Genomic DNA, 25861 nt, shown 5'->3' on the forward strand with positions numbered 1-25861 from the left:
CGTAATATCTGATTTAGCGGGTTCAGAAACAGGTTTAAGCGGATCGCGCCCCACCGATCGGTAGACGCTCATTTATGAGTGAACGCTCCGTCGTCGAGTCGATACGCTCGTTCCGCGCCGAGGTCGATCCCGTCCCGTTCGCCGTCGGGTCGCTCGTCACGTTCGCCTTCCTCGCGTACACCGTGACCGACACCGACGGCGCGGCGGCCGCCATCGACGCCGCGTTCGTGACGTTCGGTCAGGGGCTTGCGTGGCTGTACCTCGGATCGGTCCTCGCGCTGGTGCTCGCGGCCGGCTACCTCCTCGTCGGGAAGTACGGGCGCGTCCGCCTCGGCGACGGCGACCCGGAGTACGGGACGCTCTCGTACGTCGCGATGTTCTTCTCCGCCGGGCTCTCGGCGGGGATCGTGTTCTTCGGTCCCGTCGAAGCGCTGCTCCACTACCAGACCGTTCCGCCGCTGTTCGCGGGGCAGGTCGCCGCGGAGTCGAGCGCGGCGGCGGTGCCGGCGGTCGCGTACACGGTCTTCCACTACGGGATCAGCGCGTGGGGCGGGTACCTCGCGATCGGCCTCCCGGTCGCGTACTTCGCGTACCGCCACGACGCGCCGTTCCGCGTCTCAACCGCCCTGTACCCGCTCCTCGGTCCGGACGGACTCGACGGCGTCGTCGCCCGGACGGTCGACACGCTCGCGGTCGTCGCCACCATCGGCGGGATCGCGACGGGGCTCGGCTTCATCGCCACGCAGCTGCTCACCGGCGTGACGTTCCGGACCGGCGTCTCGTTCGGCGACGCCGAGACGGTCGTCGTCATCGTCGGTATCACCGCGCTGTTCACGCTGTCGCTCGTCGCGGGCGTCGGCCGCGGCATCAGGCGGCTCTCCGTGTTCAACGTCGGCGTCATGGCGCTCCTCCTCGGCGTGGCGCTCGTCGCCGGCCCGACGACGGACGTCTTGAACGTCGGCGTGGCGGCGCTCGGCACGTACGCGACCTCCTTCTTCGAGATGAGCCTCTTCACCGGCAGCGGCGTCGAGAACGGCCCCGGCTGGACCGCGGCGTGGACCGTCTTCTACTGGTCGTGGTGGATCGCGTGGGCCCCGTTCGTCGGGCTGTTCCTCGCCCGGATCTCCCGCGGGCGGACGATCCGATCGGTCGTCGGAACCGCGTTCGGCACGATGACCGCGGTCTCCGCGCTGTGGTTCACCGTCATCGGCGGCACGTCAATCCGGCTCCAGGACTCCGGGGCGGTCGACGTGCTCGGCGCGGTGGGCGAGTTCGGCGACGGCGTCTCCGGGTACGTCATCTTCGGGGCCTTCCCCGGCGGAGAGCTGTGGCAGCTCCTGTTCCTCGTGTTGGTGACGACGTTCTTCGTCACCTCCGCCGACTCCTCGACGCTCGCCGTCGGGATGCTCACCACCGGCGGCAGCCGGGAGCCGTCGGGCGCGAACCGCGTGTTCTGGGGGGTCCTTCAGGGCGCTATCGCGTCGGTGTTGGTGGTCGTCGGCGGCGCGACGGCGCTCCGGTCGTCGGTGATCGTCACCGGCGCTCCCTTCGCGGTCGTCTGTCTCGTCGCGATGGGCGGGTTCCTCCGGTGGCTGTCGCGGGCGGCGGACCCCGCGCCCGCCGCCGAGTCCGCCCCGTCGTCGGAGTCCGCGCGGTCGCCGGCGGCCGGGGTCGCCGAGGACGACTGAGCGGCGACCGCCCGCCGCGCGGTACCGCGACCGAAACCGGCTTGCGCCGCGCCCGCGCACCGGGAGGCATGTCGCTGGCAGCCGACACCCGCGAGGCCGTCCGGTCGCGCCCGTTCGTCTTCGACGCGCTCCGCGCCGGACTCCTGAACCACAGCGCCGCGGCCGAGTGGCTCGCCGAGACCGCCGACCTTGACGGCGACTCGGACGCGATCGCGGCCGCGCTCCGCCGCTTCCGCGAGGACCTCCCCGCGTACGCGACCGAGTCGCGTCAGACGACGGTCTCGATGCGGAGCGGCGTCGGCGTCGCCGAACTCGGCGACGAAACGGCTCCGCTCCTCCGCGTCGGCGACACCGGCGTCGTCTCGGACGGCGACCACACGGCCGTCGTCGCGACCGGAGACGTCGACGCGGAGGCGCTCGGAACGGTCGTCCGTCGGTTCGCCGCCCGAGAGGTCCGGATCGCCGCCGCCGGCGTCGCGGGAGACGCGCTGGTCTGCGTCGTCGGTCGGCGGGACGGCCCCGACGCGGTCCGCATCGTCGAGGCCGCGCTCGACGCCGTGCCGAGGTTCGACGCGCCCTGACCCGTTCTCGCCCTCCCGAAGCCTCCGAAGTCCCTAAGAGCGGCGCGGCCCCAGCACGGGTATGCAGTCGCTCGTCATCGTCGCGCACGGCTCTCACCTCAATCCGGAGTCGAGCGCGCCGACCTACGACCACGCCGACACGATCCGCGCCACCGGTGCGTTCGACGAGGTCCGCACCGGCTTCTGGAAGGAGGAGCCGCACTTCCGGGAGGTGCTCCGCACCGTCGAGGGCGACGAGGTGTACGTCGTCCCGCTGTTCGTCTCGGAGGGGTACTTCACCGAGCAGGTGATCCCCCGCGAACTCCGCCTCGACGGGTGGGACGTCTCGGAGTGGGGCTCGGACGGCCTCTCCGCGGACCAGGCCACGCTCGTCGCCGAGGACATCGACCGCGAGGTCCACTACTGCGGCCCGGTGGGGACGCACCGCGCGATGACCGACGTGATCGTCCGCCGCGCCGAGTCGGTCACCGACGACCCCGACGTGGGGGACGACTTCGGCCTGGCCGTCGTCGGCCACGGCACCGAGCGCAACGAGAACTCGGCGAAGGCGATCGAGTACCACGCCGACCGGATCGCCGAGCGCGACCGCTTCGACGAGGTGAAGGCGCTGTACATGGACGAGGAGCCGGAGGTCGACGACCTCCCCGAGCACTTCGAGAGCGACGACGTCGTCTTAGTCCCCCTCTTCATCGCCGACGGCTACCACACGCAGGAGGACATCCCGGAGGACGTGGGGCTCTGCGAGGACCACACCGAGGGGTACGACGTGCCCGAGACCGTCGACGGCACCCGGATCTGGTACGCCGGCGCGGTCGGCACCGAACCCCTGATGGCCGACGTGGTCTTAGAGCGCGCGGCCGACGCCGGCGCTAGCCTCGGCACCGCCCTCGACGACGTGCGCGAGACGACCCGCGTCGCCACGGGGGACTGACCGTGGGCGACTCCACCTCCGCGACCGACGAGGCGGGCGACGACGCGCCCGCGGTCCCCGATATCGATCTCCCCGGCGACGCGTTCGACGCGGTCCTCGACGCGCTCGCCGACCGCGAGGCGGGCGACCCGCTCCGGTTCGAAGGGTTCAGCGTCGCCCGCGACGAGGACGCGGAATTCGTCCTCGACGGCGGCGACCGCCGGACCGGACTCTCCGAGCGCGACCTCCACGCCGCGCTCGACGAGCGCGCGCCGGCGGTCACGGACTGGTACGCGTTCGAGCGCGTCGTCGGCGAGTTCGGGCCGCGCCGCGCCTTCGTCCGGTGGATCGAGGACGCCGACGGCGAGACGGTGGCGGCCCGCTACGCGGCGCTCGCGGCGGGCGTCGAGCGGGCGTGGGGCGAACTGAAGATCACGGCGACCGTCACGGACCGGGGCGAGCGCCGCTACGACGTGCGCCACGCGGACGACGCCGGCGTCCCCGTCGACGACCTCGACGCCCACGACGACCCGCTCGACGCGCGCGACCTCGTCACCCTCGACGAGAAGGGCCGGTACCGGCCGCTCAAGACCGCGCCGTCGCTCGCGGGCGGGTGGGTGTTCCCCGACCTCGGTCCGCGCGACCTCTACGAGACGGTCGAGACGATATACCCCGCGACCGTCGCCAACTGGCACCGCGAGCGCGAGGGGAACCTGGACGTGAACCACTGGCGCGAGACGATGGAGCGCCAGTCCGGCATCTACGGCGTCGTGAAGACGTGGGACCGCGGCGAGGGCCACGAGCACGTGAACTGGGTCGCGGAGGCGTGCTGTGACGACTCGCAGTGTCTGAAGCGACGGGAGTGGGGGTACGACGAGGACACGGACCTCGACGTCGACGGCGGCGACGGCGTCTTCCCCTGCCGCGAGCCCTGCTCCGTGGTGGTCTCGGCCGCGCGCAAGTGGACCCGGTTGGAGAGCGAGCAGCCGCGGACCTACGAGTTCGACCTGACGCCGAGCGAGAAGGAGCAGGTGGAGGACATCATCGACGCGGTCGCGGACGGCCGGACCGACGAGATCCGCGAGGCGGACACGAAGGAGGGCGCGAACCGCTACCGGACGCGGTTCCTCCGCGCCAAGCTGTTCGACGACGAGGGGAACCTCGGCGGCGTGCCGACCGACGCGGACGAGGAGTAACGGGCTTCGGCACCCGTCGGAACGCGTCCGCCCCAAACGTCGCCGCGCCCCGCAGGCTTTTCTCACCGCCCCGGGTACGGTGGAGTGATGAACGCCGTCACGCTGGGCCCCGCCGGCACGTACTCGCACCGCGCCGCGCGCGCCGTCGCCGCCGAGGTGTCGTTCCGGGAGTCGGTCACCGCCATCGTCGACGCCGTCGCCGACGGCGAGTTCGAGCGCGGGGTCGTCCCCATCGAGAACAGCATCGAGGGCTCCGTCACGGAGAGCCTCGACGCCCTCGCGGAGTACGACGTGTCCGTCACCCGCGAGGTCGTCACCCCGATCCGCCACGCCCTCCTCGCGCAGGACGACGAGTTCGAGGTCGTCGCGAGCCACTCGCAGGCGCTCGCGCAGTGTCGCAACTGGCTGGAGTCCAACTACCCGTCGGTGAGCCTCGAAGCGGTCGCCTCCACCGCTCGCGGGGTCGAGCGCGCCCGCGAGGACGCCCGGGTCGCCGGGATCGGCCACCCGGACAACGCCGGCGACGACCTCGAAATCCTCGCGCAGGACATCCAGGACCGCACCTCGAACGCGACCCGCTTCCTCGTCGTCGCCCCCGAGTCGGCGCGGTCGGACGCCGGCGGGAAGACCACCCTCATCGTCTATCCGAACGCGAACTACCCCGGCCTGCTGCTGGAACTGCTGGAGGCGTTCGCCGACCGCAACCTCAACCTCTCGCGGATCGAGTCGCGCCCGAGCGGCGAGCGCCTCGGCGACTACCTGTTCCACTTCGACGTCGACGCCGGCCTCTACGAGGACCACATGGCGAAGGCGGTCGGGGACGTCGAGGCCATCGCCGACAAGGGGTGGGTGAAGGTGCTCGGGTCGTACGACACCGAGCACGTGTTGGACTGAGGCCCCGTCCCGGTCGGAGTGAGACTCCGTCGCAGTCGGACTGAGTTTCCATCCCGACCTGAACGGGCGCTTCGATGCGAGGCAGTATTTATAAATTCAGTTTCACAAGACGCCGGTATGGGCGTCGCGTTGTTCCTCGTCAGCGGCCTGCTCGGACTGCTGATCGGTTCCCTGCTCGGACCGCCCGGAGCGCTCTTCGGCCTCATCGCCGGACTGTTCGTCGGGGCGTTCTTCTGGGACGACGAACCGGACCAGAGCCAGCGCCTGAACGAACTCGAACAGCGCGTGTCTGAACTGGAAGCGGAGTTGGAACGCGAGCGGAACGAGTGACGCCCGCCGCGGCCCGCCCTCACTCGAACCGGTACGTCGCGCCGTCCGGGCCGTCCTCGATCTCGACGCCGACCTCGCGGAGCGCGTCCCGGAGTTCGTCGGCGCGCTCGTAGTTGCCCGCCTCCCGCTCGGTCTCGCGCACGTCCAAGATCAGTTCGACGAGTTCGCCGGCCAAGTCCGCGTCGCCGTCGCTCGGCGACTCGAACTGGAGGCCGAGCACGTCGCCGCCGAGCTCCTCGAACGCCTCCACCGCCTCGCGGAGCGCGCGGTAGTCATAGGCGGACTCGCCGTCGGCGTCGCCCGCCCCGTCGACGTGACGGTTCACCGCGTCCGTGAGATCGAGCAGCGCCGCGGTCGCCTCGCGGAGGTTGAGGTCGTCGTTCATCGCGGCCGCGAAGTCCTCGCGGGCGGTCTCGACGGCCTCGCGGAGGTCGTCGTCGGTCGCCTTCGCGCCGGCGTCCACGGAGTCGAGCGCGTCGACGGCGCGGTCGTAGGTGCGCGAGAGGCGCTCCCAACGCTCCTCGGCCTCGGCGATCGCCTCCTCGGTGAGCGCCTGCTCGGAGCGGTAGGCGGCCCCGGCGTAGAAGGTGCGGACCACGTTGACGCCGAGCCCGTCGAGGGCGTCCGGGACCGTCCAGAAGTTGCCGATGGAGGAGGACATCTTCTCGCCGTCCATCTCCAGCAGGCCGACGTGGAGCCAGTGGCGCGCGAACGTCTCGCCGGTCGCGGCCTCCGACTGCGCGATCTCGTTTTCGTGATGGGGGAAGACCAGATCCCGGCCGCCCATGTGGATATCGAGCGTGTCACCGAGGTGCGTCGTCGACATCGCCGAGCACTCGACGTGCCAGCCGGGTCGCCCCTCGCCCCACGGCGACTCCCACGTCTCGCCGTCGGGCGTCGCCGCGCCGTGGTCGTGTTTCGCGTGTTCGCGCGCGGCGGTCTCGCTCACGCCGTCCGCCTTCCATAACGCGAAGTCCGACGGGTTGCGCTTCTCCGACCGCTCGTCCGGTTCGCCCTGCGCTTCGAGCGCGTCCAGCTCCTGGTTCGAGAGCTTCCCGTACTCCTCGAACGCGGTCACGTCGAAGTAGACGGAGCCGTTCGACTCGTAGGCGTACCCCTTCTCGACCAACGTCTCGACGAGGTCGATTATCTCCGGGACGTGTTCGGTGACGCGGGGGTACACCTCGGCGCGTTTCAGGTTCAGCCCGCGCATCGCGTCGAAGACGCTCGCGGTGAACGTCTCGGCCACGTCGCGCTCCGCGGCCCACTCGTCGCGCTCGCCGACGCGGGCCGTGATCTTCTCGTTCACGTCGGTGACGTTCTCGACGTGGCGCACGTCGTAGCCGACGTGTTCGAGCCACCGGTGGAGGACGTCGGCGTGGAACCACAGGCGGGCGTGCCCGAGGTGGGGGTCGTCCGACACCGTCAGGCCGCAGACGTACAGCGTGACGTCGCCGTCGGCCGTGAACTCGACGCGCTCGTCCTCTAAGGTGTCGGTAACGACGAGACTCATTACGACGTGGTAGCTCGGGTGAGCGTTTTAAATCGTCGGATCGGGTGAGGACGGCGATGCGGACGTTCCGGTGGTTCGATCGTACATTTATAAACCGTTGCTACGACCGTCGCAGTCGCTTCCAACGTCTCTGCCGCTCGCTTATAAATAGTTGCTGACGGATCGGCGGCGAACACCTCCAAAGCCCCAACCGCGAGGACGGCGGACGCTCGTTGCGCTCCTCACTCAGTCGCTCCGCTCCCTCGTTCCGGTGCTCACGTCGCCTCCGCCGTCCTCGCGGTTGCCCCTTTGAGTCCCGCCCAGCACCGCAACCGCAGCCTCACGCCTCCCCAGCCTCGTCGCTGGCNCCTCGCGCGGCGCTCCTCGCGGCCGCCGAGGGCGGCCGCTCGGAGGCGCGCGCCACCGCAGTTCGTTTATAAGCAACCGACGCAGTTCCTCACTCTTCCCGCGTCGTCCACTCGACCTCGTAACCCGCCTCGCGCACCGCGTTCAGGACGCGGTCGACGTGGGCCGGCCCGTTCGTCTCCACCTCGAAGACGAGGTCGGCGTCGCCGACCGGGAGGTCCGGTCGGCTGCGCTCGTGGCGCACCGTCCGGATGTTCGCGCGCTCGCCGCCGATCAGCGTCGATATCTCGCCCATCGTCCCGGGGGTGTCGTCGATCCGGACGGCGAGCTCGATCAGCTGGTCGCGGTCCACGAGGGCGTGGGTCACCACCTCCTTCAGCGTCGTCACGTCGATGTTGCCGCCGCAGAGCAGCGGGACGACCGTCTCGCCCGCGAGGTCGAGGTCGTCGACCGCGTCGTCGTTCAGGAGCGCGGCGGCGGCGGTCGCGCCCGCGCCCTCGACCATCTGTTTCGCGCGCTCTAGGAGTAGCAGGATCGCGTTCGCCACGTCGTCGTCGCTCACGACCACGGCGTCGTCGAGGTGCTCGTCGAGGAGCCCGAAGGTGAGCTCGCTCAGGCCGCCGGTCGCGATCCCGTCGGCGATGGTGTCCGGCTCATCCCGCGCGACGAGTTCGCCGGCCGCGAGGCTCTCGGAGAGCGTCGAGGCCCCCTCCGTCTGGACGCCGATCACGCGCGTCTCCGGCGACCGCGCCTTGACCGCGGCGGCCACCCCGCCCGCGAGCCCGCCGCCGCCGACCGGGACGAGGACGGCGTCGGCGTCGGGCACCTGGTCTATCACCTCCAGCCCGAGCGTCCCCTGCCCGGCGACCACGTCGGGGTCGTCGAACGCGTGGACGAACCGCGCGCCGGGCTCGTCGACGAGCGTCTGCGCGTGCGCCATCGCCTCGGGGAAGGCGCTCCCTCGGAGGACGACCGACGCGCCGTAGGCGCGCGTCGCCTCGATCTTCGCGGCCGGCGCGGACTCGGGCATCACGATCGTCGCGTCGATCCCGGCGTCCGCCGCCGCCAGCGCGACCCCCTGCGCGTGGTTGCCCGCGCTCGCGGCCACGACGCGCTCGATCGCGGGCTCGTCGCCTCCGGCTCCGGAGCCGTCGAGCGCCCGCGAGATCGCGTTGTACGCGCCGCGCGTCTTGAACGAGCCGGTGCGCTGGAGGTGCTCCATCTTGAGCCGCACGTCCGCCCCGCACCGCTCGCTCAGCGACCGGCTCCGTTCGACCGGCGTGCGCTGGACGATGTCGGTGTCGGCGACCCGCTCGGCGGCGGCCTCGATGTCGGCGACCGTGACGGTGGACATGGCGGAGGCGTTCTCGGGGACCGACGAAAAGGACTCGGATACGGAACGGCGGGAGCCGACGGCGCGGTCGGCCGCCTACCGCTTCCCGAGCGCCTCCTCGAAGACGCGCTGGGCCCGCTCGTACCCCTCGTTCCGGTCGACGATCGGGTGCGGGTAGTCGGGCGCGAGCTCCTCGCGTTCCGCCCGCGACAGGGTCGGCCAGTCGACGACCTTCCCCGCCGGCACGTCCGAGAGCTCCGGGACGTACGCCTTCACGAACCGGGCGTCCGCGTCGTACTTGCTCATCTGGCTCACCGGATCGAAGATGCGCACGTCGACGGAGTCGGTCCCGGTCGAGGCGGTCCACTGCCACGCCCCGTGGTTGGAGGCGTAGTCGTGGTCGATCAGCTGCTTGGTGAAGTAGCGCGCCCCGCGCCGCCAGTCGATCAGGAGGTGCTTCGTCAGGAAGCTCGCGACCACCTGCCGCGGGCGGTTGTGGATATACCCCTCCGCGTTCAGCTGTCGCATCCCGGCGTCGACGAGCGGGTAGCCCGTCTCGCCGCGCGTCCACGCCTCGAACGCGGCGTCGTCGTCGCGCCACGCGATCTCGTTCGGGAACGACTTGTAGTTCGAGACGGCCAAATCGGGGGTGTAGTACAGCAGGTGGTACATCTGCTCGCGCCACGACAGCTCGTAGCGGTACTTGTCGACGTTGCGGCGCTCGCCGCCGGTCACGGCGTCGTAGGCGTCGCTCGCCCCCGCCCACAGCTCGCGGATCCCGATCGCGCCCGTCGCCAGGTAGGGCGACATCCGCGAGACCGCGTGCGTCGGCTCCTCGACCGCCCGTGCGAGGTCGTCGCGCGTGTCGTTGTACGACGTGATCCCGTAATCGAGGAACTCGTCGAACCGCTCGCGCGCGGCCTCGTACCCCGCCTCGGGGAGGTCGATGTCGGCCTCCGGCTCGGGGACCGTCTTGCCGTCGCGCACGTCGGCCAGCGCCTCCGGGTCCGGCTCGGCGTACGGGCCGCGCTTCGGAACGGCCTCCCAGTCGTCGTGGAACTGACTGTGATTGGGGTAGCGCGCCTCCAGCCGCCCCGGGTCCACCAACACCAGATCCGTCCGGGAGTCCGTCCCCACGCCCGCCGCCGCGAGCGCGTCCTCGACCGCCCGCTGCCGGTTCCGGCGGGCCGGTCGGTAGTGTTCGTTGTAGAACACCGTCTCGGCCTCGTACTCCGCCGCGAGGTCGGCGAGAACCTCGTCGGGGTCGCCGGCGCGGACGATCAGATCGCTCCCGAGTTCCCGATACCGCTCCTCCAGTCGGTTCACGTGGCGCAGAAAGAACGCGCGCTGTCGCGCGCCGACCGTCGCGAGCAGGTCGGCGTCGTACACGAAGGCCGGCACGACCGCCCCCTCTCGGGCCGCGGCCGCGAGGCCGGCGTTGTCTCGCGTGCGAGCGTCCCCGCGGTGCCAGAACAGCTGCATACGATCGGATGGGTCGCCAGCGGATAGTGTCTGTCGGCCACCGGTTCCGGGCGACTCCGCCCCTCGGCCCGCCAGTACGTTCAAGACGCTCCGTCTCGAATCCTGTCCTGTATGACCCGACGCGATCCCTTCGACGAGATCGAGGAACTGCTCGAACGGATGGGCCGCGAGTTCGAGGAACTCGGCGGGACGCTGGAGGGGACCGCCCCCGAGGTTCCGCGGCTTCCCGGGGCCCGCGACGTCGACGTCGACGTGATCGAAGACGACGAGTCGATCGTCGTCGTCGCCGACCTCCCCGGATTCGACGCCGCCGACGTCGACGTCGAACTCCGTGACGACGCGCTCGTGATCGCCGGCTCCCGGGAGGAGCCGACCGAGTTCGCCGTCGCCGACGAGGGCGACGCGGACGACGCGGACGACGCGGACGACGCGACTGACGCGGACGACGCGGACGACGCGACTGACGCGGACGACGCGGACGACGCGACTGACGCGGACGACNCTGACGCGGACGACGCGGACGACGCGACTGACGCGGACGACGCGGACGACGCGACTGACGCGGACGACGCGGACGAGACCGCCGACGGCGTCCGCTACCATCGGCGTGAGCGCCGCCTCCGGTCCGTCTCCCGCCGGGTCCCGCTCCCGCGGCCGGTCGAGGCCGCCGCCGCGACCGCGTCCTTCGACGCCGGCGTGCTCACCGTCACGCTCCCCAAGCGCTCCCCCGACGACGGCGGACACACGATCGACGTGAACTGACACCGACCGTCTGACCCCCTCGATCCGGTCCGTTCGCCTCCTAGCCGATGCTTTCTCCACGCGCCCCGTGTTATCTCCCCTCATGAGTGACGCCGACCACGCGGCCGCCAGACGCGAGCTGGTGAGCGCGCTCCGCCGACGCCTCGACGCGAGCGAGCGAACGCTGTCGGCGATCGGTGCCGTCCCGCGTCACGAGTTCGTCCCGGAGTCGCACCGCGGGTCCGCGTACGCAGACCGCCCCCTCCCGATCGGCCACGACCAGACGGTCAGCGCGCCGCACATGGTCGCGACGATGACGGATCTCCTCGACGTCGAGTGCGGCGACCGCGTCTTCGAGGTGGGAACCGGTTGCGGCTACCACGCCGCGGTCGCCGCCGAGGCCGTCGGTCCCGGGAACGTCTTCTCCGCCGAGCGCGTCCCGGAGCTAGCGGCCGGCGCGCGCGAGCGACTCGACCGCCTCGGCTACGACGTGACCGTCGTCGCCCGCGACGGGCGCGAGGCGTTCGCCGACGAGGCCCCGTTCGACGCCGCCTACCTCACCTGCGCAGCGCCCGAGTCGATACCGGTGGCGATCGTCGACCGCGTTCTCCCGGGCGGCCGCGTCGTCGCACCCGTCCGGGAGGACGGCCGCCAGCGCCTCGTCCGCCTGACGGTCGGCGAGGACGGCGTCGACCGCGAGGACCACGGCGGCGTGCGATTCGTGCCGATGCGGTGACCGTTGTCCCCGCCGAGGCGGTTTCCCGTCGGCGCGCGGCACCGACCCGACGAACGCACGCTTTTAGAGGACCGAGTCCCGAGTCCGGCCATGGACGAAGCGTCGCTCAGGGCGGACATGATCGAGAGGCTCGAACACTCGATCGGCGAGCCGATCGACCCCCCCGTGCTGACCGCGCTCCAGCGGGTCCCCCGCGACCCCTTCGTGGACGACTCCCCCCGCGGCGGGGGCGTCGACGGCGACGACCCCCACTCGCTCTCGCTCGAAACCGTGGTCCGCCTCGTCACCGCGCTTGACGCCGGCGAGGGCGACTCCGTCCTCGTCGTCGGCGCTGGCGTCGGGTACTCCGTCGCGATGATCGCGGAGATGGCGGGCGCTCGTCGCGTTCACGCAGTCGACATCGACCGGTCCGCCGTCGTGGCCGCGCGGTCGAACCTCGACGCGGCCGGCTACGAGGCGGTCCTGGTCGACCGCGCGGACGGCGCGGACGGGCTCCCGGCGTACGCGCCGTACGACCGGATCCTCCTCGAAGCGGCCGTGGTCGAGCCGCCGCGCGCCCTCCGCGAGCAGCTCGCGGCCGACGGTCGGATCGTCTACCCGCGCGGCGCTGGGGTCCAGACGGTCTCGGCGATCGAACCGTCGTCGCCCGACGGCTCCGGCGCGGATGACCGCACCAACGACGCCGGCGAAGTCAACGCCGACGCGGACGATCCCGCGCCGACCGGCTTCGAGACCGTCGAAACCCACGGCCCGGCGCGGCTCCAGCCGATGCTCGTCGAGGGCGAACAGCCCGGCGTGGAGCGAAACCGAGCGCGGCGGGAGGACGCCGAACACGCCGAGCGCGACCGCCGCCGTCGACACGGCTGGGAACAGGACTGGATCGACTGGGACGACCGCCTCTGACGGAATTACGACCGCGCCCAGCCGAGCGCCTCTTCCACCGTGTCGAACTCCTCTTTTTCGGCTTCGACGTCAAGCCGAGACTTGACCGCCATACTCGTGATACCGTCGGCGACGAACGCCACGCGCTCGACTCCCGCTCGGTTCACGTTCTCCGACCACTCGCTCGCCATGTACTCTTGGGTCTCCTGAGAGAGCTTCGCCTCGTCGCCGAAGACGGCGATCGTCGCCTCGATATCGTCCTCGCTGGCTCTGCTCCGATAGTGTTCACTCGCCGTTTCAAGCTCCTCGTCGGCCCACCCCTGCCATCCGTCGAGGGTCCAGATCCCGACGCGACCGCGCTGCTCGAAGTCCCACTCTTGGAGCGCCGGTGTAGGCCGATCGGTCGAAGATGTCATGATATCACCGTCGGTCCGGAACGGATAAGCGATATACGAAAGCGGAGATACCGATAGCTACCAGAACCGGCGGCAGAACGATTCCCGCCGCGAGTGTCCGCCGGCGAAGCCCGCTGCCGGCACTGCCGGCCGCTCCCACGTCCGGCAGAGCCGATCGGGCTTGCGGCTCTGGGGCCGTCCACCCGTCTCACTCCTCGACGACGAGCACCTCGGTGTTCCCCCGCTCGTCGACGAAGTCGCCCTCCGCCGGCGGCTTGATGTCGACCGTGAGCGTCCCGTCCGCTTGGTTCGGACCGAGCTCCGGATCGACGTCGACGCTCGCGACGCCCTCGCTGTCCGTCTGCGCGGTGGCGACTCCGTCCATCCGCGCCGACCCCCCGCGCACGATGACCGTCGCGTCCGCGACCCGGGAGCCGTCCGGGTCGACGACCGCGACCTCGATCGTCTGGTCGCCGGGCGCGGTCACCTCGGGCTGCGGCTGCGCGTCGAGCTCCGTCGCGGCCAGCCCGTCGATGTCGCCGATCATCCCCATCATCACGCTGAGGCTGGCGACCCCGACGACCAGGGCGATGACGAGGCGGACGGGAAGCCCCTCGATCGCTCGGGTGTCGGTGCTGAACGTCCGCCGGTTCGCGGTGCGCGAGTCGTGTGTTCGATCGGACATACGCCGGGTGGCCGCGGTATGGTATATAAAGAGTCGGCCGGCGGCGGTCAGGTTCGACCTCTCGACTGAATCCGATCGCCTCCACGTCCGACCGTTTTTACGCGATGCCGAGACGACCCGACGGCGTGTACGTACTCGGCCGCGACGGCGACGACGGAACGGAGCGCGACCCGCCGCACACCGCCCGTATCGGCTCCTTCCTCGCGCGCGACGGGAGCGTCGGCGCGCCGGTCGGCGTCGACCTCGACCGCCCGCACGCGGGGGTCGTCTTCGGCAAGCGCGGGACGGGCAAGTCCTACACGCTCGGCGTCCTCGCCGAGGAACTCGCCGAGGCCGACGGCGTCGCCCCGGTCGTCGTCGACCCGATGGGCGTCTTCGGCGGTCTCGAAGCGGCCGGCGGTCGCGTCGTCGACCCCGCGGTCCGGCCCGCGTCGATACCGCCGTCGGCGTGGCCGGACCTCCTCGGGCTCGACCCGGCGAGCGGGCCGGGGAGCCTCGTCTGGCGCGTCGTCGCGGACGCGGTCGACGAGGGCCGCGGAGGGCGAACGGACGCCGCCGACGCCGAGTCGACGGCCGCCGACCGTCCGTCCCCGTCGCTCTCGGCGCTCCGCGAGGCGGTCGACGCGGCCGACGCCCCGGCTGAGACGCGGCGCGCCGCAGCGAACCACCTCCGGCTTGCGGCGTCGTGGGGAATCTTCGACGCCGACGCGCCGCCGGTCGCCTCGCTCGCGGCAGATGGCGAACCCGTCGTCCTTGACCTCGCCGGTGTTCCCGACGAGGCCGCGGCCGCCGTCGTCCGCGCGGTCGCCCGCGGCCTCTACGACGCGCGGGTCGAGGGGGACCTCCCGCGGCTCCCGTGGCTGCTCGTCGACGAGGCGCACGCCTTCTTCGGCGGGGTCGGGGAGCCGGCGCTCCGGACTCTCCTGACCCGCGGGCGCGCCCCCGGCGTCTCGCTCGTCTGCGCGACCCAGCGGCCGGCCGCGCTGCCGAGCGTCGCCGTCTCGCAGTCGGACCTGCTCGTCTCCCACCGGCTCACCGCCGAGCGCGACGTGGACCGGCTGGCGGAGGCGGAGGCGACGTACCTCGCCGGCGACCTCGCGTCCAGGCTCCCCGACGGCGTCGGCGAGGCGCTCGTCGTCGACGACGCCACCGAGACCGCTCACACCGTTCGGATCCGCGAACGGAGGACGCCGCACGAGGGGGAGAGCCCCCGCGCGAGTCGCCTGTCGGACGCGGAGTGACTCCGGGGACGGAGCGGTACTCCGGGTCAGAACGTACAAGCGCCCCGCGACCCACCAACGCGCATGGAGCGGACCTCGCACGGCGTCCTCCTCGTCGCGGTCGGTGGGTTCCTCGGCGCGGTCGCCAGGTACGCGACCGACGCCGCTGCGAGCGGGCTCGTCGCCCTGGCGACCCGCGGTGCTGGGCTCACCGTCCTCGACGGGACGGCGACCGGGGTCGGCACCCTGACCGCGAACGTCCTCGGCTCGTTCGCGCTCGGGCTCCTGTTGACTCGGACGTCGAGCGAGCGGATCCGGCTCCTCGTCGGGACCGGCGCGCTCTCGTCGTTCACGACGTACAGCACGTTCGTCTCGGACGCGGTCGCCCTCGGAACCCCGACGGGCGCGTGGTACGTCGCCGTCAGCTACGTCACCGGACTCACCGCGGCCGCGCTCGGTCTCGCCGTCGGGGGGCGGGACCCGTAATGACCGTCGAATCGCTCCTCGCACCGGCGCTCGTCGGCGTCGGCGGGGCCCTCGGCGCGGTCTCTCGTCACGCGGTCGGCCTCCGCGTCGGAGGGGATCGGTCGGTCCTCGCCGTCAACGCGCTCGGGAGCTTCGCCCTCGGTGCGGTGGCCGCCGCACCGGTCGGGTCGGCGGCGACGCTGCTCTTCGGCGTCGGCTTCTGCGGGGCGTTCACGACGTTCTCGTCGTTCGCCGTCGGGACCGTCCGGGCGGCGAACGAGACCGGCGGCCGCGCCGCGGCGGCCGTCGCGGCGTTGAACCTCGCGGCCGCGCTGGTCGCGTTCCTGCTCGGTTCGCTCGTAAGCGGCGGCCTCCTGAACTGAGCGCCGGCCGATCCCCGACCGGTTTCCGTTCGTCGCCCGCTCGGTCCGAGCCGACAAGCGATAGGTACAGGATCCTCCGGCCCGTATCCGAGCGCGTGACCGATACCGACCGCTCCGTCGACGCCGAGTCGGCAGACTCGGGCGACTCCGGACCGTTCCCCGAGGACGCGGACCCGGAAGACGTCCCCGAGCTCGGCGACCTCTCGATCCTCCAGCGCGCGTTCGTCGCGGCGGTCCAGAACCCCTCCCGCGGAGTGCTGGTCGTCGGCCTGCTCGCGTTCGCGCTCGCCTTCTATGCCGCGTTCTGGCTGTCGTTCCCCCGCGTCGCCGGGCTGCTCTCGGCGCTCGCGGCGGTCGTCGCTCTCGTCGCGGCGGTCGTCTACTGGCTTCTCGACCGCGTCTCTCGGTGACGCCCGCCCTCTCGCCGCCGTCCGGATTCGGCTCCGGACCCTCGCGGCCGCGCACCGACGGACGCTCTCACGGTCGCGGCTCGTAGAACTCGCGGAGCGGTCGGCCGAACGCGGGCGCGAGCGTCGCGACCGCGTCGCCGACCAGCACGTCGCGGTCGTCGAACGCCGACTCCACCTGCGCGCCGAGCGCCACGTCGCTCGCGGCGTCGCTCTCTAAGTACTCCCTGACGGTGGGGAACTCGCGCTCGCGCTCGACGACGTAGCGGTCCCCGTCGATGAACGGGCCGTACGTGTCCGGGTCGACGTCGTCGACGTACGATTCGTAGAAGCTCGCCGCGTGTTTCCGGACCGCGACCGGCGGTCCCTCGTGGCGCTCGACGGCCGGTCGCTCCGTCACCTCCAGTTCCGCGTACAGCGCCGCTCGCGTCGTTCCGGCGGAATTCTCCGTCTCGCTTCCCGCGTCCGTCATGGCCCGCGACCGGAGGACGTCGAAGCCGTGGTCGTTCAGTCCGCGAACGATTCCGTCCAGCGAGCGGCGGAGCTGCGGCCACAGCTGGTCGTCGACGAGGTCGGGGGCGTCGAAGACGACCGCGACGGGCGTCGTCTCCCGTCGGTCGAGGTGGTCGCGGACCTCGCCGGGGTCGAGCGGCTCCGGCTCGTCCGGCTCGAAGAGGGCCTCGCTCGGAGCCGCGAGCAGCTCCCGCGCGTAGTGCTGGAACCGCGCGAGGTTCGTCGCCGACAGCACCGCGGCGACGTTCCGCGTCGGGTCCGTGGGGTCGACGACGACGAGCGGGTCCTCGAACGTGCGCTCGGCGTGTCCCTCGGGGTCGAACTCCACCGGCGGGTGCCAGCTCCGGGCCGACTCGACGAGCGGGACGAACCCGCCGAGTTCCAACACGAGCAGCTCCGTGAGGTACCCCGAAAAGCCCTCGGTCCGGAGATCGCTGCCGTACGCGCCGATCCCCTTCAGGAAGGCCTTCGCCAGCACCACGTCCGCCGCGAGGTCGTCGTCGAGCCGCGCCGAGAGGTACGCGTCGTGGAACGGGGTGCGGTCGACCGCCGACACCAGGTCCCCCGCCGTCTCCACGTCGTGACAGGGCACCAGGTCGACGTCGAACCCGTCGTAGTTCCCCTTCACGTACGGGTGTTCCGCGTACTCCTCGTGTCCGTCGGGGAGGACTTCGTGTCCGACTGTCAGCCCGTACTGCTCCAGCTCGGCGCGGTCGAGGTCCGCGTCGAACCGGACGAAGAGGTCAATGTCGCGGTCGCCGGCGACCCACGTGCCGCGCGCGGTCGACCCGACCTGAACCACGTCGGCGTCGACCGAGAGGTCGGCTATCGCCTCGCGGGTCCGCTCGGTCAGCGCCGCGCTCGCCGCCTTCAGCCGCTCGCGCTCCTCCGGCTCCGGGAGGACGCGCTCGCGGACGCGAGACAGCACCGCGTCCAACTCCTCGCCGAGCGGCTCCTCGTCGTCCATATCGACACCACTCGGGGTCCGGCCGAAAACGTGTCGGTCGGATCGGCGGCCCCGCGGCCGGCCGGCCACCGCGTCACCGTCTCGCACCGTTCGCGTCCGTCGAACTTCGCCCCGTCGGGCGGAAACGAAAGCCCTATCAAAACAACGTGAGTACCGAAGGATGAGCCGAAGTAGCTCAGTTGGTAGAGCGCCTCGCTGTTAACGAGGCGGTCCCAGGTTCGAGTCCTGGCTTCGGCGTCCTCATTCCTTCGTCGGCGTCGCTCCGCCGAGCCGTCTGCTTGTCTGTCGTAACTCGTCCTCTCACGTCCATGTCGAACCGAAGCGAGCGGTTCGCCTCGCTCGACGGGCCGCACGAACGCGGGCAGGCCGCCGAAGCGACCGTGAAGTCCGAACTCGTGAGCCGCGGAATCCCCGTGTCGACCCCCGCGTACGACAACGAACCGTACGACCTCGTGATCGAACCGGGCGAGGAGTTCCGTCGGCTCCAAATCAAAACGGCGTTCGAGGCGACGACCGACGGGGCGGTTCGATTCCGAACCCGGAGTACGCGGACGAAGAGTTCCGGATACGAGCGGGAAGGTCACGACGGACGAGTCGATCTCTTCGCGGTGTACGCTCCCGCCTGTGACGAGGAGTATCTCGTCGGCATTGAGGAGACCGAGAAGGCGCAGATGAGTATCCGGTACGAACCCGCCGCGAACGGCAATCGAGCGAACGTGAACTGGCACGCGGAGTACCGGCTCGACACCGTCCTCGATCGCCTCCGGTCAGCGTAATGCGGTAGCCTAAAGACCGTGCCTCATTTATCCCGAAACCGCACGGGCCCTTAGCTTAGTCCGGTTAAAGCGACTCGCTCATAACGAGTTGATCGCCGGTTCGAATCCGGCAGGGCCCATCCTTTCGCCGGCGTGTTCGCCCGCTACTCCAACAGGTCCACCAGTTCGTTCACGTCCTCGACGACGGCGTCCGCGCCGCTCTCGGCGAACTTCTCGCGACCCGCCTCACCCGTCAGTCCGCCCGTCAACACGCCGATTCCGTAGTAGACGCGCGTCGCGTCGGTCTCGTCGGCGTTGCGCGCGGTCCGCACGTCGTCGAGGGTGTCGCCGGCGAACGCGACCCGGTCGGCGTCGAACCGCTCCGCGAGCTCCACGAGCGCCCGCGGGTGCGGCTTCCCCTCCTCCCAGTCGTCCATCGTGAACCGGCGGTCCTCCGGCACGTCGAAGCCGACGCGCTCTACTGCGATGTCGGCCTCCGCGGCCGGTCGCCCGGTGAGGACGCCCACGTCGAACCGCGCCGTGAGGTCGGCGATGGTCTCGGGGTCGACGAGCGTCGGCTCGTCGTGGATGTACCCGTCCGTCTCGACCGGCGGCTCGCCGCCCTCCAGCTCGCGGTACAGCTCCGAGCCGAGGTACAGCGCCTGGAAGGTCTCGCGGAGCGCGTCGCGGTCCCACTGGTCGCGGACGCGGGCCTGCGCGACCCGCGGGAGGTCGCCGACGACCTCCTTGGCGGCGTCGAGGCCGCCGCCGAGTTCGCGGACGCGGTCGGTGAACTCGTCGACGTCCATCCGGAGCCCCTCGCGGCGGGCCAACACGAACAGCGCGGCCGCGTCCGTCAGCTCCCAGTCGTTGTTGAACCCGCCGGCGTCCTTGAACGCCTGGACCGCCGCCGGGTCGATCGGCTTGCCGCACACCCGGTCGACGGACTCGAGGATCGCCCGCCGGTAGGAGTCCGCCACGTCGACCAACACCCCGTCGATGTCGAGGACCACTGCGTCGACCTGCATACCGCTACCCCGGCTGGCGGCGGAATGAACGTTCGGGTTCGCGGTCGCCGGTTCGGTCCCGGCCCGGCCGAGGCGCAGCGGTCACCGCGCGACGTACACGACCGGCCCCGACTCCGTCGAGCGCCGCCGGACCTCGACGACCGGTTCCTCGAACCCGAGCGTGGTGAACAGGCAGGCGGCGTCGAGCCGCTCGGCGAGCGCGACGGTCGGTCGCTGGAGTTCGGCGGGGAGGTTCCGGGCGTACACGGCGTCGACGCCCGTCGTGTCTCCGTTACCCTCGCCCGCGTCGAGTCCGAACGCGCGGTCGACGGCTCGGTCGCCGGTCGTCGTCAGCGCCGTCACGTCCGCAGCGACGACGCGGAGCGATCCCCCGCCCGCACCTCGCGTCTCGCTCGCCGCGTCCCGCGCCGCGTCGCTCACTTCGACGTCGACCGCGACCACCTCGCGACCGCGGTCGGCGAGCGCGAGGGCCACGCCCGGCCGTCGACCGACGCCGACCTCGATCAGCCGCTCGTATCGGTCGAGCGCGTCGGCGAGTGCCCCTTCCGACGGGGGTGATGGTGCCACGGCGCGGGCTTTATGATTGCGGCGGTCAAAAGCGGTTCCATGCTCGTGGACATCGTCCCCGTCGGAGACGTCACCCCCCAAGTGAAACGGGAGGCCTCCGGCGCGCTGCGCTCAGTATACGACTGCGACGTGACGGTCCACGACGATCAGCCGATCCCCGGGTCCGCGTTCGACGCCGACCGCTCCCAGTACCGCGCCGAGGACCTCATCGAGACGGTCACGCGGGTCGGCGGCGGCGAGAAGAACATCGGTATCACGCCCGAGGACCTCTACTACCGCCGCCGGAACTACGTGTTCGGGCTCGCGTACCTCAACGGGAGCGGCTCCGTCATCTCCACGCACCGCCTCCGTACCTCCTCCGACGGCGGCGTCTCCACCAAGCCCGCGGTCGATGTCTTCGGCGACCGCGTCCGCAAGGAGGTCGTCCACGAGATCGGACACACGCTCGGCTTGGAACACTGCGACAACAGCAAGTGCGTGATGTCGTTTTCCCCCACCGTCCGCGAGGTCGACGTGAAAGAGGAGCACCTCTGTGGCACCTGTTCTCGGCTCGTTCGCTGACCGGCCGTTCGTTCCGGACGCGTCGCCGGTAGACGTAAAGTCCGCCCCGTACAAAGGACGCGTATGGCCGCAAAGCCGGAATACCGCGACCGGCCCGACGTCGAGGTCGCGCTGCTCGACGCGCTCGTCGACCGCGGTGACGAGGGGATGACGGTCCTCGAACTTCGCGCGGCCGTCGACGCCGACATCGACGCCGTCGAGGAGGCGCTCTCCGCGCTGAAGGAGGACTCCCTGATCGTCGTCGAGACCGAGGAGCGCGTCCGGGTGTACGCCCACGAGCGGGTCGTCCCCGACCCGGACGCGCCGGACGACGACTCCTCGGAGAGCCTCGTCGACGCGATCCGCGACCGGATCGGGCTGTAACCGCCGTCTCGTCGCGCGTCGCCGTCGTTTCGCCCCGCGCTACCGTCTTCCCCTCGCTACCGTCTCGTCCCGCGTCGCCGGAGACGGCGGCCTTTTGACGCTCGATCGCGTCCCTGCGACCATGACACTCGTCTCCGGCACCCACGACGCGCACGGCGCGGCGTACCGCGACCGCGGCGGCCGCGAGGTCGTCGACCACTACGGCAAGCCCGTCCGCGTCGGGAAGGCGGTCCGCAAGGTCGCCGGCGTGATCGAGATGGGATACGGCGTCCTCGCAGTCCGGGGGAGCGACCGCGTCGAGTTCGTCGACAACGCCGTCTCGAACCGCGTCCCGAGCGAGGACGGGGAGGGGACCTACGCCCTCCTGCTCGACCCGCAGGGCGGGATCGAGACGGACATGTACGTGTACAACGCCGACGAGCGCCTGCTCGTGTTCCTCCCGCCGGAGCGGACGGAGTCGGTCGCCGCCGACTGGGCGGAGAACGTGTTCATCCAGGACGTCGAGATCGACGACGTCTCCGAGGAGTTCGGCGTGTTCGGCGTCCACGGCCCCAAGTCGACGGAGAAGGTCGCGTCCGTCCTCGGCGGTCCCGGGGCACCCGAGGAGCCGCTCTCGTTCGTCCGCGGGTCGATGGTCGACGCCGGCGTCTCTGTGATCGCGACAGACGCGCCGCTGGGCGAGGAGGGGTACGAGATCGTCTGTGCCGCCGCCGACGCGGGCGACGTGTTCGACACCCTGATCAACCGCGGACTCAACGCCACGCCCTTCGGCTACCGGACGTGGGACGCGCTCGCGACCGAGGCCGGAACCCCCCTCTTCGAGTACGAACTGGCGGGGACGGTCCCGAACGTCCTCGGGCTCCGGAACGCGCTCGACTTCGACAAGGGGTGTTACGTCGGTCAGGAGGTCGTCTCGCGCGTGGAGAACCAAGGTCGACCGAGCCGGCGGCTCGTCGGTCTCGAACTCGACGGTCTCGCCGAGGCGGTCGCCGACATTGACGCAGATGCCGACCCGAGGGGAATCGACGACGCGCTCCCCGGCTCCGGCGCGGCCGTCTTCGACGGCGACGAGGCGGTCGGCGAGGTCACGCGCGCCGCGGTCGGTCCCGCGACGGACGCCCCGATCGCGCTGGCGGTCGTCGCGTTCGACGCCGACCTCGACGCGGTCGACGTCCGGGTCGACGGCGACGAGGTCCCCGCGACCGCCGCCGACCTCCCGTTCGTCGACGGGAGTTCCCGGTCCGCGCGGCTCCCGACGTACCCGGAGCTCCCCGTCTAAAGGTCCGAAAAGCGGGCTGCGCGTCCCGTAAACCTCCGCCGTCGACTCACCTCACAGCGCGAAGTCCACGGCCGAGAAGACGACGAACCCGAGCGTGAACGCGCCGACGAGCGAGCCGATCCACGCGAGGACGGTGTATCCCATCTTCTTGCGACTCACGCCCGCGTCGCCGGCGGCGTACCCCGCCCCGACGATCGCGGAGACGATGATCTCGTTGAACGAGACGGGGATCCCGAAGGCGACGGCGGTCTGCGCGATCGCGAACGACGGGATGAGCGCCGAGATCGACCGCCGCGGTCCCATCGAGGCGTAGTCCTGCGAGATGGCCTTGATCATCCGCGGCGCGCCAGTCCACGACCCAACCAGCAGCCCGACCCCGCCGCCGACGAGCAGCGCCCACACCGGGACGCCCACCTCGCTGAAGATCGGGACGAGCGGGCCGATCGCGAGGCCCACCTGCGACCCGCCCGCCGAGAACGCGACGAGCCCGCCCATCGCGAGCAGGAACCGGCGCTGTGCGCCCTCGCGGTCGCGGCCGAGGTCAGCGTACACGGCGACCGCGACGAGCGCGGCGAGCGCGAGGCTCACCGCTGGGGGCCCCGCGTCGCCGACCCCGAGTCCCGACCCGAGGACGGCCGCGACCGACGCCTGCTCCCCGGCGGGACCGAGCAGCGCGAACCCGACGTTCGCGAGGATCGCCCCCACGAGTCCGGCGAGGATGGCCGTGAGCGGTCGCTCCGGCAGCGACTCGCCGATGAGCATCCGGGCGACCCCGTAGGCGACGCCCCCGCCGACGAACGGGGTGAGCACCCACAGCGTCGCGATCTCGGCGTACTTCGGCCACGCCGGGTCGCCGCCCATCGCGAGCCCGACGCCGACGACCGCCCCCGTGACGGTGAACGCCGTCGCGATCGGGTAGCCGGCGAAGACGCCGACCGCGACCAGCGCGGCGGCCGTGACGAGCGCGACGATGGCCGCCACCGCCGTGAGCGTCACCCCGCCGATCAGCTCGGTCCCGACCGCCTCCGTCACGTTCGCGCCCTGGAGTACCGCGCCGAGCAGCCCGAGGACACCGACGACGAGGCCGGCCCGCATCACGGAGATGGCGTTCGCGCCGACCGCGGGCGCGAACGGTGTCGACCCCGACGAGCCGGCACCGATCGACCACGCCATGAAGAGGCTGGCGGCGGCGGCGACGACCAGCGTCGCGGCGGTGACGAGGACCATCAGTTCCGCCCGTCGTTGTACCCCTCGTTCAGTCCCGTCACCGTGCGACGGACGAGGAGGAACCCGAAGAAGAAGAGCCCGAGAAGACCCACCAACAGCAGGACGACCAGCGGCTGGACCGGGAGCATACGTTCGAATCCGTCGGGGCGCGGTTATAAGTTTCGAGGCGGCGGGTCGCCCGACCACCCGGCGACGCGGCCGCCCCGACGGGGCGATCGGTGACTAAAACGCCCGCTTGTCTCTCAGCCACGTATATGTTGTCACCCGCGGTACGTACTGATGCGACCCCCGCTTCGGCCCTCAAACGCTCGAACCGCCGACCGACGCGCCGGCGGATCGGAGTCGCACGCTCCCTCCCCTGCCCGGTACCCTCCCCCACCGTGCGACCGACCGCCGGCACCCGCACCCGCAGCAGTCCGGGTCCTCTCCCGTGCACACGACCGTCGGCCGGCCGGGCCGTCGCGGGGCGTCGCCTCCGGTCCCGCCGTCCGCGACGGCGGCCCGCTCTCCTCCCCGCTACTCTGCGTTCCCGCCCGCAATCTGAAACGTCTCGAAGGTCTCGCCGTCGGGCGTCACCAGTCTGCCGTCCAGCTCGGCCCCCTCGCCCTCGTCCGACGGGGTCAGCTCCGCGTGCGCCGGGCGGTTACCGCGCGGCTGCGCGTGGCTCCCGGGGTTCAGTATCGGTAGCCTGCCGGCGTCGTCGAAGCGGGGGCGGTGGCTGTGGCCGCAGACGACGGCGTCCGCGTCGCGGCCGCGCCCGAGCATGACGAGGCCCGTGTCGCCGCTGCGGTGGCGGTGCGTGACCGCGAACCGCACCCCGGCGTACTCGACGGTCCGCACCTCGGGGACGCGGTCGCGGATCGCGGCGTCGTCGTTGTTGCCGTAGACGGCCCGGAGGCTGGCGGCGGCCGACCGGAAGGCGTCGAACACGGGCTCGCGGTAGAAGTCGCCCGCGTGGATCACGAGGTCGGCCTCGCGCACCGCCTCGGCGGTCCGCCCCTGAAGCTTCGACTCCTCGCGTGCGTGCGTGTCCGAGACGACGACGAGCATACCGACCCTCGCCGCCGCCGCGATTTAAACACTACCCGTCGCCGCGGCACGCCCGACGAGGCTGGGGAGGCGTGAGGTGCCGTGCGGGGTGGGACTCGAAGGGGCAGTCGGGAGGCGGGCGCAGGCGATGTAAGGACCGCAAGGAGGGAGCAACGCGAGCGACTGAGGACCGCAACGAGCGTGCGCCCGCCTCCCGACTGGGGCTTCGGCGGCGTTCGTGTCGGTCAGCGATTTATTAGCGAATACGTCTGGCCGAGCGGCTGGGGCTTCGGCGGTGTTCACCGCAGATCCGCGGTCAAAGATTTATAAAAGACGAGTAGAGGCCCGGAACGGACTTATTCGTCCAATGAAAGCGCCGCGAGCAGCGACTCCAACTGGACCTGCTCGTTCGCGCCCTCGGCGATCCGGTAGTCGGCCTCGCCGATACGCTCCATGAGCCGCACCGCCTCGCGCTCGCTCAGTTCGAACTCCCACACGGAGCGGTGAAGCTGGTCGATCACGTCGCCGCCGGCCATCCCCGTCTCCGTGAGCAGCGTGTCGAGCGTCGACCGCGCCCGCGCGAAGTCGCCGTTCAGCGCGTCGGTCACCATCGACTCGATCTCCTCCGGGCGCGCCGTCGCCGTGATCGCGTACACCGCCTCCTCGTCGACCACGTCGCCCGTCGTCGCCGCCGCCTGGAGGGAGTTGATCGCGCGGCGCATGTCGCCGTCGGCCGCGTACACGAGGGCGTCTATCCCCTCGTCCGTCACCTCGATATCCTCCGCCGCCGCGATCTCGCGGACCATCCCGCCGACCGCCTCGTCCGAGAGCGGCGAGAAGCGGAAGACGGCGCAGCGCGACTGGATCGGGTCGATGATCTTCGACGAGTAGTTACACGAGAGGATGAAGCGCGTGTTGTCGGAGAACTGCTCCATCGTCCGGCGGAGCGCCGACTGCGCGTCGTCGGTGAGGGAGTCGGCCTCGTCGAGGAACACGATCCGGAAGTCGCCGCCGAACGACGAGCGCGCGAACCCCTTGATCCGGTCGCGGACCACGTCGATCCCGCGTTGGTCGGAGGCGTTGAGTTCGAGGAAGTTCCCGCGCCAGTTGTCCTCGCCGTAGATCTCGCGGGCGATCGCGGTGGCCGCGGTGGTCTTCCCGATGCCGGCCGGCCCCGAGAAAAGGAGGTGCGGCACGTCGTCCTGCGCGATGTAGCTCTGGAGCCGTTCGACGATCTCCTCCTGTCCGTGGATGTCGTCGAGCGTCTGCGGCCGGTACTTCTCGATCCAGATCTCCCGGCCCGTCGCCGTCGCGGCCGTCTGCTCGTCGCCCTCGCTCATTGCCGGATCCGAGGGTCGGCGGGGTGATAAACGAACCGAGAACGGC

The 25861-nt window shown here is 71.2% G+C and carries 29 protein-coding genes and 2 tRNA genes; 19 read left to right on the forward strand and 12 right to left on the reverse strand.

The features are described from left to right. Positions 1-74: 74 nt before the first annotated feature. The 6 genes from C472_RS09370 to C472_RS09395 all read left to right on the forward strand — a co-directional run bounded on the left by C472_RS09370 (position 75) and on the right by C472_RS09395 (position 5599). Positions 75-1688: a BCCT family transporter gene (locus tag C472_RS09370; protein ID WP_006629586.1), complete on the forward strand. Its 1614-nt coding sequence runs from the start codon at positions 75-77 to the stop codon at positions 1686-1688. A 68-nt stretch (positions 1689-1756) separates the two neighbouring features. Beyond that, positions 1757-2269 carry a DUF7523 family protein gene (locus tag C472_RS09375; RefSeq protein ID WP_006629587.1) on the forward strand — a complete coding sequence of 171 codons (513 nt, stop codon included), beginning with the start codon at positions 1757-1759 and terminating at the stop codon, positions 2267-2269. 61 nt (positions 2270-2330) lie between these two features. Further along, complete coding sequence (locus C472_RS09380; RefSeq protein ID WP_006629588.1) at positions 2331-3200, forward strand: CbiX/SirB N-terminal domain-containing protein; 870 nt, start codon at positions 2331-2333, stop codon at positions 3198-3200. A gap of 2 nt (positions 3201-3202) precedes the next feature. Further along, the gene (locus C472_RS09385) at positions 3203-4375 is read left to right on the forward strand and encodes a DR2241 family protein (protein WP_006629589.1); all 1173 of its coding nucleotides are present in this window, start codon (positions 3203-3205) and stop codon (positions 4373-4375) included. Between the two features lie 87 nt (positions 4376-4462). After that, positions 4463-5269, forward strand: coding sequence for a prephenate dehydratase (gene pheA / locus C472_RS09390; protein ID WP_006629590.1), 807 nt, complete (start codon positions 4463-4465; stop codon positions 5267-5269). A 117-nt stretch (positions 5270-5386) separates the two neighbouring features. Continuing rightward, entirely contained in the window at positions 5387-5599 is a 213-nt protein-coding gene (locus C472_RS09395; RefSeq protein ID WP_006629591.1) for a hypothetical protein, read from the forward strand. 19 nt (positions 5600-5618) lie between these two features. On the opposite strand, the gene cysS is transcribed toward C472_RS09395, so the two are convergent. The 3 genes from cysS to C472_RS09410 all read right to left on the reverse strand — a co-directional run bounded on the left by cysS (position 5619) and on the right by C472_RS09410 (position 10272). After that, on the reverse strand, positions 5619-7112 hold the full coding sequence (gene cysS, locus C472_RS09400; RefSeq protein WP_006629592.1) for a cysteine--tRNA ligase: 1494 nt from the start codon (positions 7110-7112) through the stop codon (positions 5619-5621). Positions 7113-7548: 436 nt separating this feature from the next. Beyond that, positions 7549-8811 (reverse strand): threonine ammonia-lyase, encoded by a 1263-nt coding sequence (gene ilvA / locus C472_RS09405; RefSeq protein WP_006629593.1) that lies wholly within the window; start codon positions 8809-8811, stop codon positions 7549-7551. Positions 8812-8886: 75 nt separating this feature from the next. Continuing rightward, a complete protein-coding gene (locus C472_RS09410; protein WP_006629594.1) occupies positions 8887-10272 on the reverse strand; it encodes a cryptochrome/photolyase family protein in 1386 nt (461 codons plus the stop codon). A gap of 111 nt (positions 10273-10383) precedes the next feature. On the opposite strand from C472_RS09410, the gene C472_RS09415 reads away from it, so the two are divergent. From C472_RS09415 to C472_RS09425, 3 genes are all read left to right on the forward strand, one after another. Next, complete coding sequence (locus C472_RS09415) at positions 10384-11034, forward strand: Hsp20 family protein (RefSeq protein ID WP_006629595.1); 651 nt, start codon at positions 10384-10386, stop codon at positions 11032-11034. Between the two features lie 82 nt (positions 11035-11116). After that, positions 11117-11749, forward strand: coding sequence for a protein-L-isoaspartate(D-aspartate) O-methyltransferase (locus C472_RS09420; protein WP_006629596.1), 633 nt, complete (start codon positions 11117-11119; stop codon positions 11747-11749). Positions 11750-11839: 90 nt separating this feature from the next. Beyond that, positions 11840-12652 (forward strand): protein-L-isoaspartate O-methyltransferase family protein, encoded by an 813-nt coding sequence (locus tag C472_RS09425; protein ID WP_006629597.1) that lies wholly within the window; start codon positions 11840-11842, stop codon positions 12650-12652. Positions 12653-12657: 5 nt separating this feature from the next. Here the strand turns inward: C472_RS09425 and C472_RS09430 are convergent, their stop codons facing one another. Further along, on the reverse strand, positions 12658-13047 hold the full coding sequence (locus tag C472_RS09430) for a hypothetical protein (RefSeq protein WP_006629598.1): 390 nt from the start codon (positions 13045-13047) through the stop codon (positions 12658-12660). Between the two features lie 187 nt (positions 13048-13234). Further along, the gene (locus C472_RS09435; protein ID WP_006629599.1) at positions 13235-13711 is read right to left on the reverse strand and encodes a DUF7382 domain-containing protein; all 477 of its coding nucleotides are present in this window, start codon (positions 13709-13711) and stop codon (positions 13235-13237) included. Positions 13712-13815: 104 nt separating this feature from the next. On the opposite strand from C472_RS09435, the gene C472_RS09440 reads away from it, so the two are divergent. The 4 genes from C472_RS09440 (at position 13816) to C472_RS09455 (ending at position 16189) form a co-directional block, all read left to right on the forward strand. Then, the gene (locus tag C472_RS09440) at positions 13816-14952 is read left to right on the forward strand and encodes an ATP-binding protein (protein WP_006629600.1); all 1137 of its coding nucleotides are present in this window, start codon (positions 13816-13818) and stop codon (positions 14950-14952) included. Positions 14953-15015: 63 nt separating this feature from the next. Further along, positions 15016-15417, forward strand: a complete 402-nt coding sequence (locus tag C472_RS09445; protein ID WP_006629601.1) for a fluoride efflux transporter FluC — start codon at positions 15016-15018, stop codon at positions 15415-15417. Further along, positions 15417-15779 (forward strand): fluoride efflux transporter FluC, encoded by a 363-nt coding sequence (locus tag C472_RS09450; RefSeq protein WP_006629602.1) that lies wholly within the window; start codon positions 15417-15419, stop codon positions 15777-15779. Before C472_RS09445 ends, C472_RS09450 begins: the two co-directional genes overlap by 1 nt. Before the next feature lie 95 nt (positions 15780-15874). Beyond that, on the forward strand, positions 15875-16189 hold the full coding sequence (locus C472_RS09455; RefSeq protein WP_006629603.1) for a hypothetical protein: 315 nt from the start codon (positions 15875-15877) through the stop codon (positions 16187-16189). A 67-nt stretch (positions 16190-16256) separates the two neighbouring features. Here C472_RS09455 and cca read toward each other — a convergent pair whose 3' ends face one another. Continuing rightward, the gene (cca, locus tag C472_RS09460; RefSeq protein ID WP_006629604.1) at positions 16257-17666 is read right to left on the reverse strand and encodes a CCA tRNA nucleotidyltransferase; all 1410 of its coding nucleotides are present in this window, start codon (positions 17664-17666) and stop codon (positions 16257-16259) included. Positions 17667-17830: 164 nt separating this feature from the next. Between cca and C472_RS09465 the strand changes: the two genes are divergently transcribed. From C472_RS09465 to C472_RS09475, 3 genes are all read left to right on the forward strand, one after another. Further along, positions 17831-17903, forward strand: a tRNA-Asn gene (locus tag C472_RS09465). A gap of 71 nt (positions 17904-17974) precedes the next feature. Further along, on the forward strand, positions 17975-18442 hold the full coding sequence (locus C472_RS09470; RefSeq protein WP_006629605.1) for a group I intron-associated PD-(D/E)XK endonuclease: 468 nt from the start codon (positions 17975-17977) through the stop codon (positions 18440-18442). Positions 18443-18486: 44 nt separating this feature from the next. Further along, a tRNA-Ile gene (locus C472_RS09475) sits at positions 18487-18561 on the forward strand. Positions 18562-18585: 24 nt separating this feature from the next. On the opposite strand, the gene C472_RS09480 is transcribed toward C472_RS09475, so the two are convergent. Then, complete coding sequence (locus tag C472_RS09480; protein WP_006629606.1) at positions 18586-19449, reverse strand: TIGR01548 family HAD-type hydrolase; 864 nt, start codon at positions 19447-19449, stop codon at positions 18586-18588. An 81-nt stretch (positions 19450-19530) separates the two neighbouring features. Next, complete coding sequence (locus C472_RS09485) at positions 19531-20016, reverse strand: UPF0146 family protein (protein ID WP_006629607.1); 486 nt, start codon at positions 20014-20016, stop codon at positions 19531-19533. 39 nt (positions 20017-20055) lie between these two features. Here C472_RS09485 and C472_RS09490 point away from each other — a divergent pair, with 39 nt between their 5' ends. From C472_RS09490 to ygfZ, 3 genes are all read left to right on the forward strand, one after another. After that, positions 20056-20577 (forward strand): archaemetzincin family Zn-dependent metalloprotease, encoded by a 522-nt coding sequence (locus C472_RS09490; RefSeq protein WP_006629608.1) that lies wholly within the window; start codon positions 20056-20058, stop codon positions 20575-20577. A gap of 63 nt (positions 20578-20640) precedes the next feature. Continuing rightward, complete coding sequence (locus C472_RS09495) at positions 20641-20940, forward strand: DUF6432 family protein (RefSeq protein ID WP_006629609.1); 300 nt, start codon at positions 20641-20643, stop codon at positions 20938-20940. Positions 20941-21061: 121 nt separating this feature from the next. Next, entirely contained in the window at positions 21062-22219 is a 1158-nt protein-coding gene (gene ygfZ / locus C472_RS09500) for a CAF17-like 4Fe-4S cluster assembly/insertion protein YgfZ (protein ID WP_006629610.1), read from the forward strand. Between the two features lie 51 nt (positions 22220-22270). On the opposite strand, the gene C472_RS09505 is transcribed toward ygfZ, so the two are convergent. The 4 genes from C472_RS09505 to C472_RS09515 all read right to left on the reverse strand — a co-directional run bounded on the left by C472_RS09505 (position 22271) and on the right by C472_RS09515 (position 25815). Further along, positions 22271-23446 (reverse strand): inorganic phosphate transporter, encoded by a 1176-nt coding sequence (locus tag C472_RS09505; RefSeq protein WP_006629611.1) that lies wholly within the window; start codon positions 23444-23446, stop codon positions 22271-22273. After that, positions 23446-23574: a DUF7859 family protein gene (locus tag C472_RS18015; protein WP_256470648.1), complete on the reverse strand. Its 129-nt coding sequence runs from the start codon at positions 23572-23574 to the stop codon at positions 23446-23448. The genes C472_RS09505 and C472_RS18015 overlap by 1 nt, the downstream gene beginning before the upstream one ends. 388 nt (positions 23575-23962) lie before the next feature. Beyond that, positions 23963-24496 (reverse strand): metallophosphoesterase, encoded by a 534-nt coding sequence (locus tag C472_RS09510; RefSeq protein WP_006629612.1) that lies wholly within the window; start codon positions 24494-24496, stop codon positions 23963-23965. A gap of 335 nt (positions 24497-24831) precedes the next feature. Next, complete coding sequence (locus C472_RS09515) at positions 24832-25815, reverse strand: replication factor C small subunit (protein WP_006629613.1); 984 nt, start codon at positions 25813-25815, stop codon at positions 24832-24834. Between the last annotated feature and the right edge of the window lie 46 nt (positions 25816-25861).

It is taken from the genome of Halorubrum tebenquichense DSM 14210 (genome assembly GCF_000337415.1).
Lineage (GTDB): Archaea > Halobacteriota > Halobacteria > Halobacteriales > Haloferacaceae > Halorubrum > Halorubrum tebenquichense.